Raw genomic sequence first — 16038 nt, forward strand, 5'->3', positions numbered from 1 at the left:
ACGAAAGGGGCCGGTGCGATCGCACCGGCCCCTTTTCCGGTACGCCCGGTGGCCGGCTCAGCGACCCGGCACGACGTCGTCCACGGCTCGCAGGAACGCCCGGAGCAGCGGCGTCTCGCCGGCTCGGCGCCAGACCGGCGCGTACTCGAGCACCGGCGCGTCGGCGATCGGCAGGAAGACCATGTCCGGGCGTACCCGGGAGACGGTGGCCTGCCTGCCGATCGGCGAGATGACGCCGCCGGCGCTGATCGCGCTGAACGCCTCGTTGAGGGTGGACACCGGGGTCCCGCGCCGGATCGGCCGCCCGGCCGGGGTCACCGGCGGGGTGTGCGCCGCCCAGACGTAGTCCGGGATCGGCCCGTCCGGACAGACCACCGGGTGGTCGCCGAGGTCCTCCATCTCGACCTTCTCCCGGCCGGCCAGCGGGTGACCGGGCGCGACGGCGAGCACCAGCGGCTCGGTGAACAGGACCGGCCCCACGGCCAGGTCCGGTTCGCGGACGGGCAGCCAGAGCAGCGCCACGTCGGCGCGACGGTCGCGCAGCACGCCGAACGGGTCGACCGGGAGCGCCTCCCGCATGCGCAGGGTGGCTTGCGGATGCCGCTGGCGGAACAGGTCCAGGACGGCGGTGAGCTCCTGATGGTGCGTATCGAAGGCGGCCACGCTCAGAGTGCCCGCCTGACCGCTGGCGATCGAGGTGGCCTCGTCGACACCCGCCATGATCTCGGTGTACCCCGCGGTGAGCCGCTCGCGGAGTCCCTCGCCGAGGGGCGTGAGCCGGACGCTGCGGCTCGTCCGCTCGAACAGCGCGCCGCCGATCCGGCGTTCCTGCTGCTTGATCGACTGGCTGACCCGGGCCTGCGAGACGTGCAGCCGCTCCGCCGTACGCCCGAAGTGAAGCTCCTCGGCCAGGGTCAAGAAGATCTCGATGTCGCGTAGTTCCACCTGGCCTCTTCCTCCGGTCGCCGACGCGCGAGTCTACGACCGTACGAAAACCGTGCGGTGTCCCCGAGTCGGCTGAGTTCCGGCGGGTCGCCGTTAGTGATCAACATCGCCGCGTACGATCCCATGCGGTATAGCCGTACCCTCTGCCGACGATCCGCTCGCTGTCCGGTAGGGCTTCGTTGGCCGTCGCGAGGCCGCGGGTGGAAGGACTGCCACAGATGCCTGGATCCTCACAAGAGGTCGAGTGCGAGTTGATCGACTTGTCGTCTGTCGCTCTCGCGGAACTGCGCCAGATCGATCTCACCGAGGCCGCGGCCCGCGTTCTGCTCCGCCTGCGGAATTCCGGTGGCAGCATCAGCGGTTACAACGGCAAATTCGCCGAGCCGGGCACGGCGGCGCCGACCCACGCGCCAGGGTCATGACTGTTGAGTCGGTTGCCGCGCTTGCCCGGCATCGCCTGAGCGGTGACAGTTTCCGCACTCTCTCCGCCGGCCTCGGCGACGAACGAACGGTGGGCGAGCTTCGTTCCGCCGAGCGCAGCTGGCGCATGATCGTGCTGTCCCTCCTCCTCGACGCGCTCGGCGGGGACACCCCGACGGGTGAACTCGCCCCGGCCGCCGACGCCTGGCAGCTCGTCGTGGCGGCGGACCGGGCGGCCTCGGCGGCAGCCGACGACGTCCTGATGCGACCACCCGTCGGGATCTGGGCCGCCCACATGCTGCGCCGGATCCAGAGATCGGCAACTGGGCCGGTGCCGCTGTGGGTGGAGGCCGGGTACCTGCACGCGCTGGCTGCGGCCGCAGCGATCCGCGCCGGGCTCTCGTTCGAGTTGACCGTGCCGGCCCGGCACGGCGTCGCGGTGCTCCCCACGCTCGGCCACTCGGTCCTGCCCGTCACCACGCCGTGGTCCACGGTGCGGGTCACGTGTCGTGATGGGGTGTTCGAAGTTCGCACCACCGACGGAGCCTCGGTGGGGCCGGGCACCCCCGCCTGGCGGGACCCGGTCATCGTGACGGCGACCGCCGACGGTCAGGAGCTGACCGTCGAACTGATGGACTGTGATCCCTATCGGGACCTCCGCGGCCCGACCCCGCCCCACCCGCTCCCGCCCGCCGAGATCGAGCACTGGCAGCGGCTGCTGACGGCGGCGTGGTCCCTGCTCGTCCGGGAGCAACCGGACCGCGCGCCGGCGATCGCCGCGACCGTCCGAGCGTTCACCCCCGTCGAACCCCGCGAGCGGTTCCGTCATCTGTCGGCCTCCGGCGGCGAGGCGTTCGGCAACGTGCTGCTCTCCGATCTCGACGACCCGGTGGACCTGGCGGTCACCCTGGTCCACGAGGCGCAGCACCAGAAGCTCGGCGCGCTGCTGCACCTGCTCACGCTCAGCGACGAGGATCCCGGGCATCGCTACTACGCCCCCTGGCGTGATGATCCGAGGCCGCTCGGTGGCCTGCTGCAGGGTGTCTACGCGTTCGCCGCGATCACCGAGTTCTGGGGCGGCCACCGGTCGCCCGAGCACGCCGCCCTGGCCGCCTTCGAGCTGGCTCTGTGGCGCGGTCAGACCGCCGCCACGATCCGGACACTGCTCGCCGGCGAGCAGCTGACGTCCTGGGGGCGCCGGTTCGTCGAGCACCTGCGCGAGCCGGTGGCCGCCTGCCTGCGCCGGCCGGTGCCGGAGCACGTGGACCGCCTGGCGCGGCTGGCAGCGCTCGACCACCAGGCCATGTGGCGCGGGCATCACCTGGTGGTGGAGCCGGCCACCGTGGCGGCTCTGGCGCAGGCCTGGCGACACGGCGCCCCGGCCCCGGCCGTCCCGGCCGACTCCCGGGTCACCACGTCGGCCAGTCCCGAGGTGGGGCGCTTCGACACGCGGGCGGTGCTGATCCGCTACCTGCTCACCGACCCGGACCGGTTGCGCCGGCTGCGCGACGATCCGGAGCTGCTGGCGACCGCCGTGACCGGGGCGCAGCCGGCCGACGCCGACCTGATCCGCGGTGACCGGGCCGCGGCGGCCGTGGCGTACGCCGGGCTCGTCACCGCCGACCCCGCCAGCGTGCACGGCTGGGTGGGCCTCGGCCTGGCGCTGTCCGACCAGCCGGACAGCGCGGCGGCACGTGCCCTGCTGAGCCGGCCGGAACTGGTCCGCGCGGTGGCGTGCCGGCTGGCCACCACCGCCGGCCCGGACGAGGCTCGCCCGGATCCGGTCCGGCTGGCCGCCTGGCTCGGCGCGGACCTGCCGGCGGCCTCGCCGGAGATGCCGGTGCCCGCGGTCTGGCCGGTCGCCTGACCATCAGCGCCGGTCACCGACCGGCAGCGCCGGTCGCCTGACCATCAGCGCCGGTCACCGATCCGGCAGCGCCGGTCGCCTGGCCCGTCGGCCGGTTGCCTGACCGGTCAGAGGGGCAGCGGGTCGATGTCGCAGTTGGCTCGCAGGCCGGCCGCCGCGCTGACGGTGGCCGGGTGGGACGCGCCCAGGACGGCGCCGAAGCGGGTCAGGGTGTCGGCCAGCAGCCGCTCCCCGTCGTCGCCCCGGCCGACCCGCTTGAGGTCCATGGCGACGTTGACAGCACAGGCCAGGGTCGTCGGATGGTTGGCACCGAGCAGGTCCCGGCACTGCCGGAGCACGATCACCCCCTCGTCCAGGGCGAGCCGTGCCTCACCGACGGCGTGGTAGTCGCTGACCACGTTGATCCGGGCGTGCAGGACGACCGGATGCTCCGGGCCCAGCCGTGCCGTGAGCCGGCGCAGGGCCCGTTCGTCGAGTTGCCGCACCGCCTCGATCTCACCCTGCAGGCGCATCGTGACGGCCAGGTTCATCTCGGCGCTGGCGGTGTGCGGATGATCGGGTCCCAGGAGGTCGCGCAGCTGGTCGGCGGCGAGCTCACCGGCCTCGCGCGCGGCGCTCAGGTTGCCCAGCACCCGCTGGTCGATCGACACGGTCAGCCGCGCGAGCGTGGTGTCCGGATAGCCTTCGCCGTAACGCTCCTGGTAGCGGATCAGAACGCCCTGGGACAGCGTCAGCGCGTTGCTCAGGTCCCCGGCCTTGCGCCGGGTGACCGCCAATTGCTGTGTCTGGCTGAGTAGCAACGCGTGCCGCTCATCCGGCAGCAGGCTGCGCAGCAGGGCGACCAGGGTCTCCTGGTCGGTCCGCGCGGTAACGTGCTCACCGAGCTCACGCCGGTCCAGGTTGATGCCGCCACGGGTCTGCAGGGTGTCCAGATGGTCGGCGCCGAGCACCTGGATCAACTGGAGGTGGGTTCGCTCGCCGAGCTGCAGGGCTCGGCTGAACATCCCCGACAGGCGGAGGCTCACCGCCAGGTTGTGGGCGGCTCGGAGGGTGAACGGCTCGCCCTCCCCGAAACCGGCGCGGGCGCGCTCGTAGACCGTCAGTGACCGGTCCAGCGCTCCGGAGAAGTCACCGGCGACCCGCAGATCCGCGGCCACCGCCCCGATGGCGTTCAGGGTCTCCTCACGGTCGTCGCCCAGGGCTTCCCGATACAACTGGAGCGTGTCGGCGTTCAACTTGGCGGCGGCCCGGTAATCGCCCACCGAGAACTGCATGTAGCCCAGCCAGTTGGCCATCCGCAGGGCGTCGAGATGGGCCGGCCCCTCGATGCGGACCAGCACCTCGTAAGCGTGCATGGCCAGGTCGCGGGCGCCCCGGAAATCACCCCAACGGGACAGGTACCGCGCCTCGTTGAGCACCAGGTCACGCACGTAGCCGTGCCGGCACTCGGTGGCGTCCGACGCCAGTACGTGCGGGTACAGCTCGGCGTACCGGGGCCAGTGGTCGGTCTCCTCCGGCAGGTTGGGGTCGTTGGCGGCCAGCAACAGGTGGGCGCTGTGGCGCAGCAGCTCCCGCTCGTCCGGCTCCATCTGGGCGATGAGCACCCGCTGGACCAGGCGGTGCATGTGCAGTGAGTTGGTCCGGTAGTCCACCCGGGCCAGCGAGTACCGGCCGATGGTGCGTACCGCCTGGTTGAACCGGGTCGCGTTGCGCAGCACTGGATCAAGGTCCGGGTGGATGCCCAGGCCCCGGGCGTTGGACAGCAGGATCCGGCTGATCGGCTCGGGTGCGAAGAACGCGCAGACCTGCAAGAGGCGCAGCGCCGCCGGTTCCCGCTCCCGCAGGCCGATCAGCGACATGCTCCACGCCGCCGCGACCTCCTCCGGGTAGTCCAGCGGCGGCGCGGCCGTCGGCGTACCGCCCACCGCCTCGGTCAGCGACGGCCGGCCGGCATCCAGCAGGCGCAGGTACTCGTCGGTAGCCATGCCCGTCTCGGCCATCCACGCGGCGGCCAGTTCGACCGCGAGGGGAAGGTCGCTCAACGCCTCGGCCAGCCGGGCGGCGTCGCTCTCGGCGAGGGTGGGCGCGCGCCGCCGCAGCAACTGGACGCTCTCCGCGCGGCTGAACACGTCGACCTGGATCGGGCTGGCCACCTCGACCCATTCCGGATTCCGCGAGGTGACCATGATCTTGCCGGACTCGCTGGAGGGGAAGAACGGCTGCACGTCCTCCGGGAGCTCGGCGTTGTCGAACACCAGCAGCCAGGACGCGGAGGGCCGGCCCCGGCTCAGCGCGTCGATGACCGCCGGCACCGCCGAGCCCGCCAGCGGCGGCACCGGCAGCTCCAGACGTTGCGCCAGCTCCACGAGCGCGGTGCGGATCTGGGCCGGGCGTTCGGCAGGTATCCACCAGACGATGTCGTAGTCGTGCTGGTAGAGGTGGACGTACTCGATAGCCAGCTGGGACTTGCCGACTCCGCCGAAACCGTGGATCGCCTCGGGCAGCACGGCGGTCGTCCCGGAACCGAGCCGTGTGTGCAGGACGGCGAGCAACTCGGTCCGTCCGGTGAAGTTCACGTTCCGGGGCGGGATGTTGCTGATGGTGGCGACCTGACGGCTCTCCCGTGTCGACACCGGCTCGGCGTCGATGCCGATGCCGAAATCGGCGCCGCGGCGGCGCTCGGGTCCGAGCAGCTCGTCGAGCCGGGCAGCGGGAATCTCCGACACATCGCCCGGCGGCACCATGGTGCCCAGCCTAGAGCCTTCCTCCCGGACCGCCGGGCGTTCCGCCAAAAGCCCCTTCAACTGGTTGGCCGCGTCCAGGTGCGGCCCGCTCAACGCCTCGTTGACCGCCAGCTCCACGCGCAGGAACGGGCGGCTGCCCTCGGTCAGGGCCGGATGATCGGCGGCGGCCGGCGCGGCGATCCGGCGGCTCAGCCCGCGCACCGCCGCCACCTCGTCACCCAGTTCGGCCTCCACGGTCCGGAGGACGTCGAGGGTCCGGTCGCGGTGACCGAGTTCCAGCAGCCGTTTCCGGACACCCTCGGCGAAGTCGAAGGTCACCCGGACCGGATCGGTCACCTCGCCGTCCGGCACCACCGGACGGATCAGCCCGCTGGTGAGCACCTCGGCCAGCTCGGCCGGGCCGGCCCGGGGCAGCCTGCGCTGCACGGCCAGCATCGTCCGCACGTTGAGCGGCGCGGCGGCCAGCGCCACCGCCAGCCGGACCGCGGTGGGTGAGGCCATCGCCCGGAACCGCGCGACCGCGTACTCGGCGGGCTCGCCCAGGCGGTCGTCCGCCGCGGCGGTCGCCCGGGGGTGGCTGGCCGAGACCAGGATCGCCGGCAGCGCCACCACGCCCGGCCCGATCCCGGCGACCAGATCCGCCCACCGGCGTACCCACCCGCTGTCGATCTCCAGTACCGGCACCGCGATCGGGTCGACCAGGCGGGTGGACGCCGTGCCCACCGTGTCGATCGCCGACCTGGTCCAGGTGGTCAGCGCGGTCGGGGTCGGCCCGGTCGTCCGCAGCCAGGTCCGGCGCGGATCGAGCGCGGTCTGCGACCAGCGTTGCTGTGGCAGCGGGTTGAGCACCGCGACGACCATGTGCGCGGCCCACAGCGCGACCGCCGACTGCGCGACGCCGGTCCACCACAGGTCCGAGTAGCCGTCGGTGAAGACCAGCACCACCGTCCGGCCGGTCGGGTCCACGATGCCGCCCGGCGTCGTCGTCACCCGGCCGGCGCCGGACCCGATCTCGACGCCGCCGTGCCCGTCCGAGCCCAGCGTCCGCACCCGGACGTCGCGGAACACCCCCTGGCGTTCCAGCAGCGCGGAGATGGCCGTGGCGTGCCCGGCCCAGATCCACATCGACGGCCCGGTGTCGACCAGCAGCACGACGTTCCAGCGGCGCTCGGTGGCCTGGCGCAGCATCGGCAGCCAGCGGCGGTCGATCATGCCGCGTTCCGCGGTGGCCTCCTCGTCGAGGATCATCTCGGTGCTGGACGGCACGTCGTGGCGCAGGCTCGCGAAGAAGTCGGTCCGCCGCTGCGCGATCGGCACGGCGGCGCGCGGTTCCCGCGGCGCCGGCTGCCGCGGGCCGGGCGGGGCCACGGCCTCGGTGCCGTCGACGGACGGCGACTCGGCCGGGGGCGGGCCGGCGGCCGGGGGAGTCCCGTCGGGCTGCTCCGCGCCGGGCCCGGGACCGGTCGTGCCGACCGGCGGGACGGTCTCGTCCGGAGCCGGCGGGGCCGGCCGCTGGGCGCCCTCGAAACCGTCGCGGCTGGCCAGCCAGAGGGCGTCGGCGATGTCCGACCAGTGCAGCGCCGTCGGCCGCGGCCACCGCTGCGGCCGCTGGTCATCGGCTCCGGTCGGCGAGGTCATCACACACCGGTCGCCGACAGGTTGCGCCACACCGTCTCGAGCAGGCGCGTCCAGTCCGCCTCGTTTCCCGTCGCGTGCGCGCCGGAGACGGCCAGGAAGATCGCGTTGAGCAACTGGTCCGCCGCCAGCGGGCCGCGCGCGCCGCGCCGCTCGATGAATGTCCTGATCAGCTGCCGGGCGTTCTCGTCGGTGCCGGGGAAGTGGGCGGAGACCAGGTCGGCGAGCCGGTGCTCGTCCGGGTCCGGCAGGTCGAGGCGGATGCACCGGCGCAGGAACGGGGCGGGGAAGTCGCGCTCGCCGTTCGACGTGATCACCACGATCGGGAACACGTGGCAGGTCACCACGCCGTCGCGGATGACCGCGCGATGTCCCGGATCGGCGGTGTGCACCTCGACGGCGGGCATCCGGTTGCGGGCGCGGATCAGCTCGGGGATCGAGAACGTACCGTCCTCGAAGACGTTCAGCAGGTCGTTCGGCAGGTCGATGTCGCTCTTGTCCAGCTCGTCGATCAGCAGGACCCGCGGCCGGCGGTGCGGCAGCAGGGCGGTGCCCAGCGGTCCGAGGTGGATGAACTCGCCGAGCGTCGACTCGGGGCCGGCCGCCGTCTGATCGCCGGCGGGTCGTTCGGCGGCGGCCTGCGCGCGCCCGATCGCGTCGTAGTCGTAGAGGCCGGAGCGCAGATTCGACCGGGAGGTGATCGGCCAGTGCAGGACCCGGCCCAGCCCGAGGTCGCGGGCGAGTTGATAGGCCAGGCTCGACTTGCCGGCGCCCGGGCGCCCGGTCACCAGCAGCGGACGGAAGAGCAGCAGTGCCGCGTTGATGACGTCCAGCTGGTTGCGGTCGGGACGGACCATTCCCGGTACGCCGAGCCGGCGCGCGGTCTCGTCCGGGTAGTCCGGTGGTGGCGGCAGGTCGGGACCACCGTGGAAGGCCCGCCAGTGCGGTGGTTCCGGCCAGTCGCCGGCGTCGGTTGCCCCGCCGGGCCGGCCGGTTCCGTCGTACAGCCACCAGCCGGCGGCCGGGGGCGGGACCTGCTGGTTCCGGTCAGTCATCGCGAGCCTCTCTCGGTGCGCTGTCTGATGGCCAGATACGACCGGGCTGCCGATCCGGATCGTCCCACAGAACGGCGATACCGTGCCCGACGTGTTGCTCCCGGCGGCCCGCGTCCTCACTCCACGCCCGCTGCCGCAGCCGGGCCATCCGGACCGGTAGTTGCGCCAGTTCGGACGGTCCGGACGCGCCGCCACCCAGCAGCGCCGCGACCGCCGACCGCAGGCCCGAATCGGCTGCCTGGCTGCGGTGCCAGATGAGGATCGGCAGGCCGGCCCGGAGCGCGGCGAGGGCCTGGCTCTCGCCGAGACTGCTCGGTGTCGGCGGCTGGTGGAGGACCATCGCGACGATGCCGGCGTCGCGCTTCAGCATCGCCTCGAGTCGTAGATCGGTCTGATCGGGTTCGGCGAAGTGGATCGGATGCGGCTGCCGTGGATTGTCGGTCAGCAGCCGCCAGCGTGATCGCCACAGCCGGTGCCACTCCCGGGTCTGCAGGCGTTCCAGGCTGCGGACCACCACCGGGTAGTCCATCGCCAGCGGCGTCGGTGACCGGGACGCGAGTTCCTTGCGCCAGGCCTCCACCGGGGTGTTGAGCAACTCCCAGGGCAGTACGAACTCGATCGTGACCGGCCCGTCCTTCTCCGCCCAGTCCCGCTCGGTCCGCAGCACGATCCGGTCGACCGCCGCCTCCAGCTCGTCGCGGCCGACCCGCTGGTCCTCGCCGCGGACCGGCCGCCAGACCCGCGAGGCCCACTGCCGCCAGTGCGAGACGATGTACGACTCGTCGTCGCCGCCGTACTTCTCGAACTGGATCACCAGGTACGCCATGCTGGGCCCGGGCGACGGCGCGGGCAGCTGGGCTCGCAGGGCGGCCAACTGGGCGGACAGCTTCCACTGCGCGGCCAGCGCGGTGGTCAGCTCGCGCAGCCGGGGCTCGGTCTCGGGCGGGAGCAGCGGCGTCACGGTGTGCAGGCAGCGCAGCCAGGGCGGCATGCCGTCGACGGCGTTGAGCCCGGTCAGGTAGGCGAGGACGTGCCAGGCGTCGGCGCAGTACGACGGCGCCTCGGCCGATCGGGTGGCCGCGACCAGGTGGCGCAGCGCCTCCCGCCCGCGCAGCCGGTGCAACTCCTCCCGCAGCCACGCGATGTCGTGGCCGGCGAAGATCTCGGTCACCTGCCACTCGTCCACCAGCCGGTAGAGGCCGGCCACCTGCTCGGTGTTCGGCTCCAGCAGTTCGAGGCACTCGACCAGCAGCCGTAGGCCGCCCGGCCGGGCGGCGCAGGTGGTCACCACCTCGACCAGTTGCAGGTGCGGGACCTCGTGGTCGCGGGGGAGCGGCGGCCGGCCCAGGGCGGTGTCGGCCTCCTGAAGGAAGAGCTGCCGTCCGGAGCGGCTGCGGATCGTCGGTGATTCCTCCAGGAGCGCGACGAATCGGCTGCGGAGGAGCCGGCGCTGGTGCGCACCCACTTCCGGCCCCGGAGCGGAATCAGGTGTCTCCGGCATGCGGCTGAGCACCGTCCAAAAGCGTCGTAGCTCGGTTGGGTCGTAGCTCGGTTGGCCTTCCCCTGAAGGCATGCTAATTGGTGGGCATGCGTACCGCGCAAGCGTTGACAGGCATTCACGTTCGCCGATCGGAATGACCTCATCCGTCCGGTCCATGTCACACGACTAAGTCCGGCAACCGCGCCGGCGACCGATGACTCACCGTCACCCGATCCGGCGCTCGACCCGGTGGCCGCCGGCGCGGTACCACTGAGGCATCGCGACGAGAGGAGTGCCGTGCCCTGGGCCAGGCTCGCCGTTGTCACCCTGACCCTGGTCGCCGGCCTGGCGGCACCCGCCGCGGCCGATGCCGGCCGGGGAACGCTCACCGTCGTCGCGCACGAGGACGACGACCTGCTCTTCGTCAACCCGGAGATCAGCGACGACATCGCGGCCGGCCGCCGGGTCACCACCCTGTACGTCACCTCCGGCGACGCCGCCCGCGGCCCGGTGTACTGGCGCTCCCGGGAGCGGGGCGAGATGGCCGCCTACGCCCGGATGGCCGGCCGCCCGGCCCGGTGGGCGGAGGACACCCTGGTCGCCGCCGGGCATCCGGTCCATCGGGCCACCCTGGCGGGTGCCGGGGTCACCCTGCTCTTCCTGCGCCTGCCGGACCGGGTCGGCGGCTGGCCCGACCAGACCCTGCAGATGCTCTGGCTGGACCCGGCCGCCCGGACGCACACGCTGGACACCGGCCACCTCTACAGCCGGGCCGCGCTGCTGGACGTGCTCACCGCGGTCCTCGGCGACTACCGGCCAGGGATCATCCGGACCCTGGATTTCCGGGGGGCCTACGGCGACGGGGACCACGACGACCACCACACCGTCGCCTACCTCACCTACGCGGCTCAGCAGCGCTACCGCGCCCCGCACCGGATCGTCGGGCACGCCGGTTATCCGGTCGCCCGGCGGCCGGTGAACCTGACGCCCGGCCGGTACCGCGCCAAGCTCGCCACCTTCCTCGCCTACGCGCCGCACGACCGGGTGGTCTGCCAGACCGCCGACTGGTGTGCTCGCGGCGAGTACGGCGCCTACCTGCGGCGGAACGCCCCCATCGCGGCCGGGTCCGGTCCGGGCCGCAACGTGGCCGGCCAGGCCGTCCCGGCCGCCTCCTCGGGCAACGAGGCCACCGTGGAGGTGGCGGCCAAGGCCGTCGACGGGCGGCGGGACGGCGACCTGCTCGGCGAGTGGGTCACCGTCGGCGAGCGGGCCGGTGCCTGGTTGACCCTGACCTGGCCGTCGCCGCAGGTGCTGGACCGGATCGTCCTCTACGACCGGCCGGACCCCGGCGACCAGGTCACCGGCGCGACCCTGCGGTTCTCCGACGGCAGCGTCGTCCCGGTCGGTGCGCTGCCCGACGACGGCTCCCCGCTCACCGTCCGGTTCCCCCCGAAGACGGTGACCGGCCTGCGGTTCACCGTCACCGGCGTCTCCGCCACGACCCGCGACGCCGGCCTGGCCGAGATCCGTGCGGTGACCGCCGCCTGATCGGCGCATGGTGGCCCGAGCGGCTGGTGGTCGTGTGTCAGACTGCGCGAATGCTTGACGATGCGAAGCCGCCGGTCATCGCCGCCAACATCTTCGGCCGCACCATGCTGGCCCTTCCGGTGTTCCTGCTCGTCGCCTGGACGGCCGCCGCCCAGGAGGAGGGCGACACCTGGTTCAACGGCGACGGTTACGGCGCGATGATCCTGTCGCTCGGCCTCGCCGTGGCCGGCCTGATCGCGATGCTGGTGGCCCCGCTGAACAGGTTCCGCCGCGCCCGGCCGGCGGTGGTGGCCGGCTGGGCCCTCGGCGCGGTCATCACGGTGTCCGCCGTCACGGCACTGACCGCCACCACCGTGTGACGTCCGATGCCGCGCCGCTGGCACCTGCTCGTCCTGGCTCTGCTCGGGGTCTTCGCGCTGGCCTGTGAGGGTGGCGCGGGCGCTGCCGGCGAGCCGTCGCCGACCGAGGGCCGGACCAGGCCGCCGTCGAGCTCCGCGTCCCGCTATCCCGCCTCGATGGCCGCGCTGGGCGACTCGATCACCGCCGGGGTGGGCAGCTGCCTGGCCTACCTGGCGTGTGCCAAGAACTCCTGGGCGACCGGTGACGGCGACGGCGTCCAGAGCCACTACCAGCGGATCCTCGCCAAGAACAGCAAGATCAAAGGCCATGTGTACGACTTCGCCGAGCCGGGGGCGGAGTCGGACGCGCTCGCCGCCCAGGCGCTCCGGGCGGTGGACGCCGAGGTGCGGTACGTGACGGTGCTGATCGGCGCGAACGACGCCTGTGCCGGGCAGGTCGGCGACATGACCCCGGTGGCGACGTTCCGGGGCCGGGTGGACCGCGCGCTGGCCACCCTGAGAAAGGGGCTGCCCAAGGCGCGGGTGCTGGTCGCCAGCATCCCGGACCTGTACCGGCTGTGGCAGGTCGGCCGGGACGAGCCGAGCGCGGTGCGGCTCTGGGACAGCCTGGGGATCTGCCCGTCCATGCTGGCCGATCCGACGTCCACGGCGAGCGCCGACAACCGCCGGCGGCGCGCGGTCCGGGACCGGATCGACGCGTACGACGAGGTGCTGCGCGCGGCCTGCGCGAGATATGGCAGCAGGTGCCGCTGGGACGGCGGGAAGGTGCACGACCTGCGGTTCACCCTCGACCTGGTGAGCCCGCTCGACTACTTCCACCCCAGCCTGGCGGGCCAGAACGAGCTGGCCGAGCGGACCTACCCCGGCTCGTTCACCTGGTGAGGTAGCCGGGTCGTCCGCGCGGACGAACGGGGCCGGGCGGACGCTCGGCATCGAGTAACGTGGATCACATGCCGGACCTGTATTCGCGGCGTTCCTTCATCGCCGGAGTCCTGACCGCGGGGATGCTGTCCACCGCTGCCGGCTACCTGTTCACCCGTCGCACCCCGGTCACCCTCACCCTGGTCACCGGCGTGGACAGCACCGGCGGCCGGAACCTGCTGATCAATCTGTGGAACAGGTTCCATCCGGACGTGACCCTCGAGGTGGTCACCGTCAACAGCTCCACCCAGGACCAGTACGACAAGTTCGTCAGCACCCCGGCCGACATCTACAACCTCGACGTCATCCACCTCCCGCGCTTCGCCAGCCGGGACCGGATCGCGCCGATCGACCCGCCGGACGGCATCACGCTGCTGCCGCCGGTGCAGCGGGTCAGCCAGGTCGAGGAGGGGTCGGGGCGGCTCTGGGCGGTGCCGTTCAACACCGACGTCGGCATGTTGTACCGCCGGGTCACCGACAAGGCGGCCGCCGACCCGGAGCCCACACTGGACACCGTGATCGCCGGGCGACGCCAGTTCACCGGGCAGCTCACCACCGAGGGCTCGGTCACCGACGAGGCGTTCGTGATCAACGTGCTGGAGCAGGCCCTCGCCCAGGATAGGACCATCCTCGACGAGCGGGGCGTCGTCTCGACGAGCCTGGGCCAGTGGCAGCGGGCCCTCGCGCCGCTCGCCGAGGCGCTGCGCGGCGACCGGATCGTGACGGCGGCCGGCGAGGAGAACACCAACGCCGCGTTCCAGACCGGCACCCTGCGGTACATGCGGAACTGGCCGGTCTGGTACCCGAAGATCGACCGCGAGGAACGGGCGAAACCCCGCACCGCGGCGATCCGGCTGGGCCGGCTCCCGGTCGGGATCCTGGGCGGCCAGGGGCTGGCGATCGCCAAGGACACCGAGCACCGCGACGAGGCCGCCGCGGTGATCCACTTCCTGACCGGCATGCCGGCCCAGAAACTGCTGGCCACCTACGGGTTCGCGCCGACCGCGCAGGAGGCCTACAACGATCCGGAGGTGAAGGCGGCGGTGCCACACCTGGACATCGTCAGGTCCGCTGTGGAGGACGCGCACCCGCGCCCGATGAGCGCCGGTTACGCCGAGTTCGCCAGGGTCTTCCGCCAGCACACCTACGACTACCTCTACCGCCGGGTCGAACTGACCGACGGCTTCGTCGAGGGCATGCGGGGAGCGTTGCGATGAGCGGCTGCGCACCACTCCGCCGGGCGCGGGCCGGAGTTCCGCGGTGATCGACGACAGCGGGCTGCAGGCATGGCTGGTCCCGGTCTTCGTGACCGCCGCGATCATCCTGGTGGAGACGGTCGTCTGGCTGGTGACCAGCCGCCGCAAGCCGAACCAGTCCAACGGCACCCTCCGGGACCGCCGGGGGCAGACCATCGCTCTCGGCCTGCTGGTCCTGCTCGCCCTCGCGGTCGCCGGCATGGCCAGCCTCGGCCCGAACCTCGCCGACCAGCTGGCCAGCGTCATCGCCGCCCTGCTCGGCGGGGTCTCCGCCTTTCTCACCTACCTGTCTTACAAGTCCACCCTGGACGCCAAGGCCGCCGCCGGGAAGTCGCCGCCCGCGGACCCGGACGAGCCCGGCTGAGCCCGCCGATCGGTGAACCGGGCGCGCAGCCGCAGGACCGTGGCCCAGCCCCAGGCGAGCAGCCCGAGGAGCGCCGGCAGCTTGAAGATCGGATAGCCCTCCCAGGGCGCGCCCGGCACGTCCGGCGGGATCGGCGCGGTCGGGGAGAGCAGCTCACCGAGGACCGCGAGGGTGGGCAGCGCCAGCAGCGCGCCACCGGCCCAGGCCGGCGCGTTCCACGGGCGGCGGCCGGCCTGCCGGGCGGTGAATCGCAGCGCCAGCCAGCCACCGAGCAGCAGACCGGCCAGCCCGCCGATCAGCGCCAGCGGCCGCACCAGGGCCGGCTCGGGACGTTGGAAGACGATCCCGGAACCCTCCGACCAGCTGTCGCGGAAGACCGCCAGCTCCACCCCGTCGCGGCGCGCGGTGACGAACTCCACCGTCTGCACGTCGGAGAGCCGCTCCACGCCCGCGCCCGGCAGCAACCGCCAGCCGGTCCGCTCCAGGGTCCGGCGGACCGCCGCGAGGTCCGGCACGGACACCGGGAGCAGCACCGAGCCGCCGTCGTACTCATCGTCGGTGAGCAGCCGGGTCTCCCAGGACGGCTGCCGGTCGCCGAAGATCGCATCCCACCTGTCGATCTCGTCCACCGGGGCGCCGGGCAGCACCTCGGCGGCGATCGCGACGGCGCGCTGATCGCTCGGCAGCGGATCGGCGTCCCGCCACCCCAGCCACGCCCCGGCCGAGGCCAGCGCGCCGGCGAACACCAGAGCCACGACGACCACCGCGACCCAGCGCACCAGCCGATGCCCGGCCGGTCGCCCGGTGTGCCGCACATCGCTGGCGAGAATCGACATGCGGGCACCATAGTCCCGGAACCGGCGCTATGGCAGCGGACCGACGCTTTCGAAGCGGGCGACGAACCGCCGCTGCCACGGCATCTCCACCGCCTTCCGGTGATAGTGCCGGCGGACGTAGGCGACCGCCTCCCGCGCGGGCACGCCATCGAGGACGGCGAGGCAGGCCAGCGCGGTCCCGGTCCGCCCCCGGCCACCGAAACAGGCGATCTCCACCCGCTCCCGGTCCGCTCGGGCCAGGGCTTCGATCAAGACCGATCTGGCGTACGACGGGTCGGCCGGCACCCAGAAATCCACCCAGCGCACCCAGCGGCTCGGCCACCCGAACTCCGGCGGCGGCGCGCCCAGCAGGTACACCCCGAACCGGGGCGGATGCCCGGACGGCATGGGTTCGCGCAGGCCACGGCCTCGGATCAGCTTGCCGGACGGCAGGCGCAGCACGCCGGCCCCGTCGTCGTCCCACCCGGAGTCCGCGCTCATCGCCGGAAGAGTACCGGGCGGCGGAAACCGCTGTCGGGCCGTTATAGTCGCCGCATGCACAGCCACTTCAGCGCGCGACGCCGGCGTCCCCCGGGCCGCCGCTGATCTGTGCTTTCCGCCGGCGGGTC

At 72.9% G+C, this 16038-nt stretch carries 13 protein-coding genes; 7 read left to right on the plus strand and 6 right to left on the minus strand.

Annotated features, from left to right (window positions below; translation table 11 throughout):
• Window positions 1-57: 57 nt before the first annotated feature.
• Window positions 58-945 (minus strand): LysR family transcriptional regulator, encoded by an 888-nt coding sequence (locus tag Actob_RS07245; RefSeq protein ID WP_284919286.1) that lies wholly within the window; start codon window positions 943-945, stop codon window positions 58-60.
• A 260-nt stretch (window positions 946-1205) separates the two neighbouring features.
• Here Actob_RS07245 and Actob_RS07250 point away from each other — a divergent pair, with 260 nt between their 5' ends.
• Together Actob_RS07250 and Actob_RS07255 are read left to right on the plus strand one after the other, a co-directional pair.
• A complete protein-coding gene (locus Actob_RS07250) occupies window positions 1206-1367 on the plus strand; it encodes a hypothetical protein (RefSeq protein ID WP_284919287.1) in 162 nt (53 codons plus the stop codon).
• Window positions 1368-1456: 89 nt separating this feature from the next.
• Window positions 1457-3232: an aKG-HExxH-type peptide beta-hydroxylase gene (locus tag Actob_RS07255; RefSeq protein ID WP_284919288.1), complete on the plus strand. Its 1776-nt coding sequence runs from the start codon at window positions 1457-1459 to the stop codon at window positions 3230-3232.
• A gap of 107 nt (window positions 3233-3339) precedes the next feature.
• On the opposite strand, the gene fxsT is transcribed toward Actob_RS07255, so the two are convergent.
• The 3 genes from fxsT to Actob_RS07270 are packed head-to-tail and all read right to left on the minus strand — an operon-like array spanning window position 3340 to window position 10167.
• A complete protein-coding gene (gene fxsT / locus Actob_RS07260; RefSeq protein WP_284919289.1) occupies window positions 3340-7614 on the minus strand; it encodes an FxSxx-COOH system tetratricopeptide repeat protein in 4275 nt (1424 codons plus the stop codon).
• The gene (locus tag Actob_RS07265) at window positions 7614-8666 is read right to left on the minus strand and encodes an AAA family ATPase (RefSeq protein WP_284919290.1); all 1053 of its coding nucleotides are present in this window, start codon (window positions 8664-8666) and stop codon (window positions 7614-7616) included. Before Actob_RS07265 ends, fxsT begins: the two co-directional genes overlap by 1 nt.
• On the minus strand, window positions 8659-10167 hold the full coding sequence (locus tag Actob_RS07270) for a VMAP-C domain-containing protein (protein WP_284919291.1): 1509 nt from the start codon (window positions 10165-10167) through the stop codon (window positions 8659-8661). The genes Actob_RS07265 and Actob_RS07270 overlap by 8 nt, the downstream gene beginning before the upstream one ends.
• Window positions 10168-10443: 276 nt before the next feature.
• Here Actob_RS07270 and Actob_RS07275 point away from each other — a divergent pair, with 276 nt between their 5' ends.
• The 5 genes from Actob_RS07275 (at window position 10444) to Actob_RS07295 (ending at window position 14594) form a co-directional block, all read left to right on the plus strand.
• Complete coding sequence (locus Actob_RS07275) at window positions 10444-11694, plus strand: DUF7402 domain-containing protein (RefSeq protein WP_284919292.1); 1251 nt, start codon at window positions 10444-10446, stop codon at window positions 11692-11694.
• Between the two features lie 50 nt (window positions 11695-11744).
• Window positions 11745-12053 carry a hypothetical protein gene (locus Actob_RS07280; protein WP_284919293.1) on the plus strand — a complete coding sequence of 103 codons (309 nt, stop codon included), beginning with the start codon at window positions 11745-11747 and terminating at the stop codon, window positions 12051-12053.
• Between the two features lie 6 nt (window positions 12054-12059).
• The gene (locus tag Actob_RS07285) at window positions 12060-12935 is read left to right on the plus strand and encodes a GDSL-type esterase/lipase family protein (protein WP_284919294.1); all 876 of its coding nucleotides are present in this window, start codon (window positions 12060-12062) and stop codon (window positions 12933-12935) included.
• A gap of 68 nt (window positions 12936-13003) precedes the next feature.
• A complete protein-coding gene (locus tag Actob_RS07290; protein ID WP_284919295.1) occupies window positions 13004-14191 on the plus strand; it encodes an extracellular solute-binding protein in 1188 nt (395 codons plus the stop codon).
• A gap of 43 nt (window positions 14192-14234) precedes the next feature.
• Window positions 14235-14594 (plus strand): hypothetical protein, encoded by a 360-nt coding sequence (locus tag Actob_RS07295; RefSeq protein ID WP_284919296.1) that lies wholly within the window; start codon window positions 14235-14237, stop codon window positions 14592-14594.
• Here the strand turns inward: Actob_RS07295 and Actob_RS07300 are convergent.
• A complete protein-coding gene (locus tag Actob_RS07300) occupies window positions 14522-15430 on the minus strand; it encodes a hypothetical protein (protein ID WP_284919297.1) in 909 nt (302 codons plus the stop codon). The genes Actob_RS07295 and Actob_RS07300 overlap by 73 nt on opposite strands.
• Window positions 15431-15457: 27 nt before the next feature.
• Entirely contained in the window at window positions 15458-15910 is a 453-nt protein-coding gene (locus Actob_RS07305; RefSeq protein WP_284919298.1) for a protein-tyrosine phosphatase family protein, read from the minus strand.
• Window positions 15911-16038: the final 128 nt, after the last annotated feature.

Origin of the sequence: Actinoplanes oblitus, from assembly GCF_030252345.1 — a bacterium.
Taxonomy (GTDB): domain Bacteria; phylum Actinomycetota; class Actinomycetes; order Mycobacteriales; family Micromonosporaceae; genus Actinoplanes; species Actinoplanes oblitus.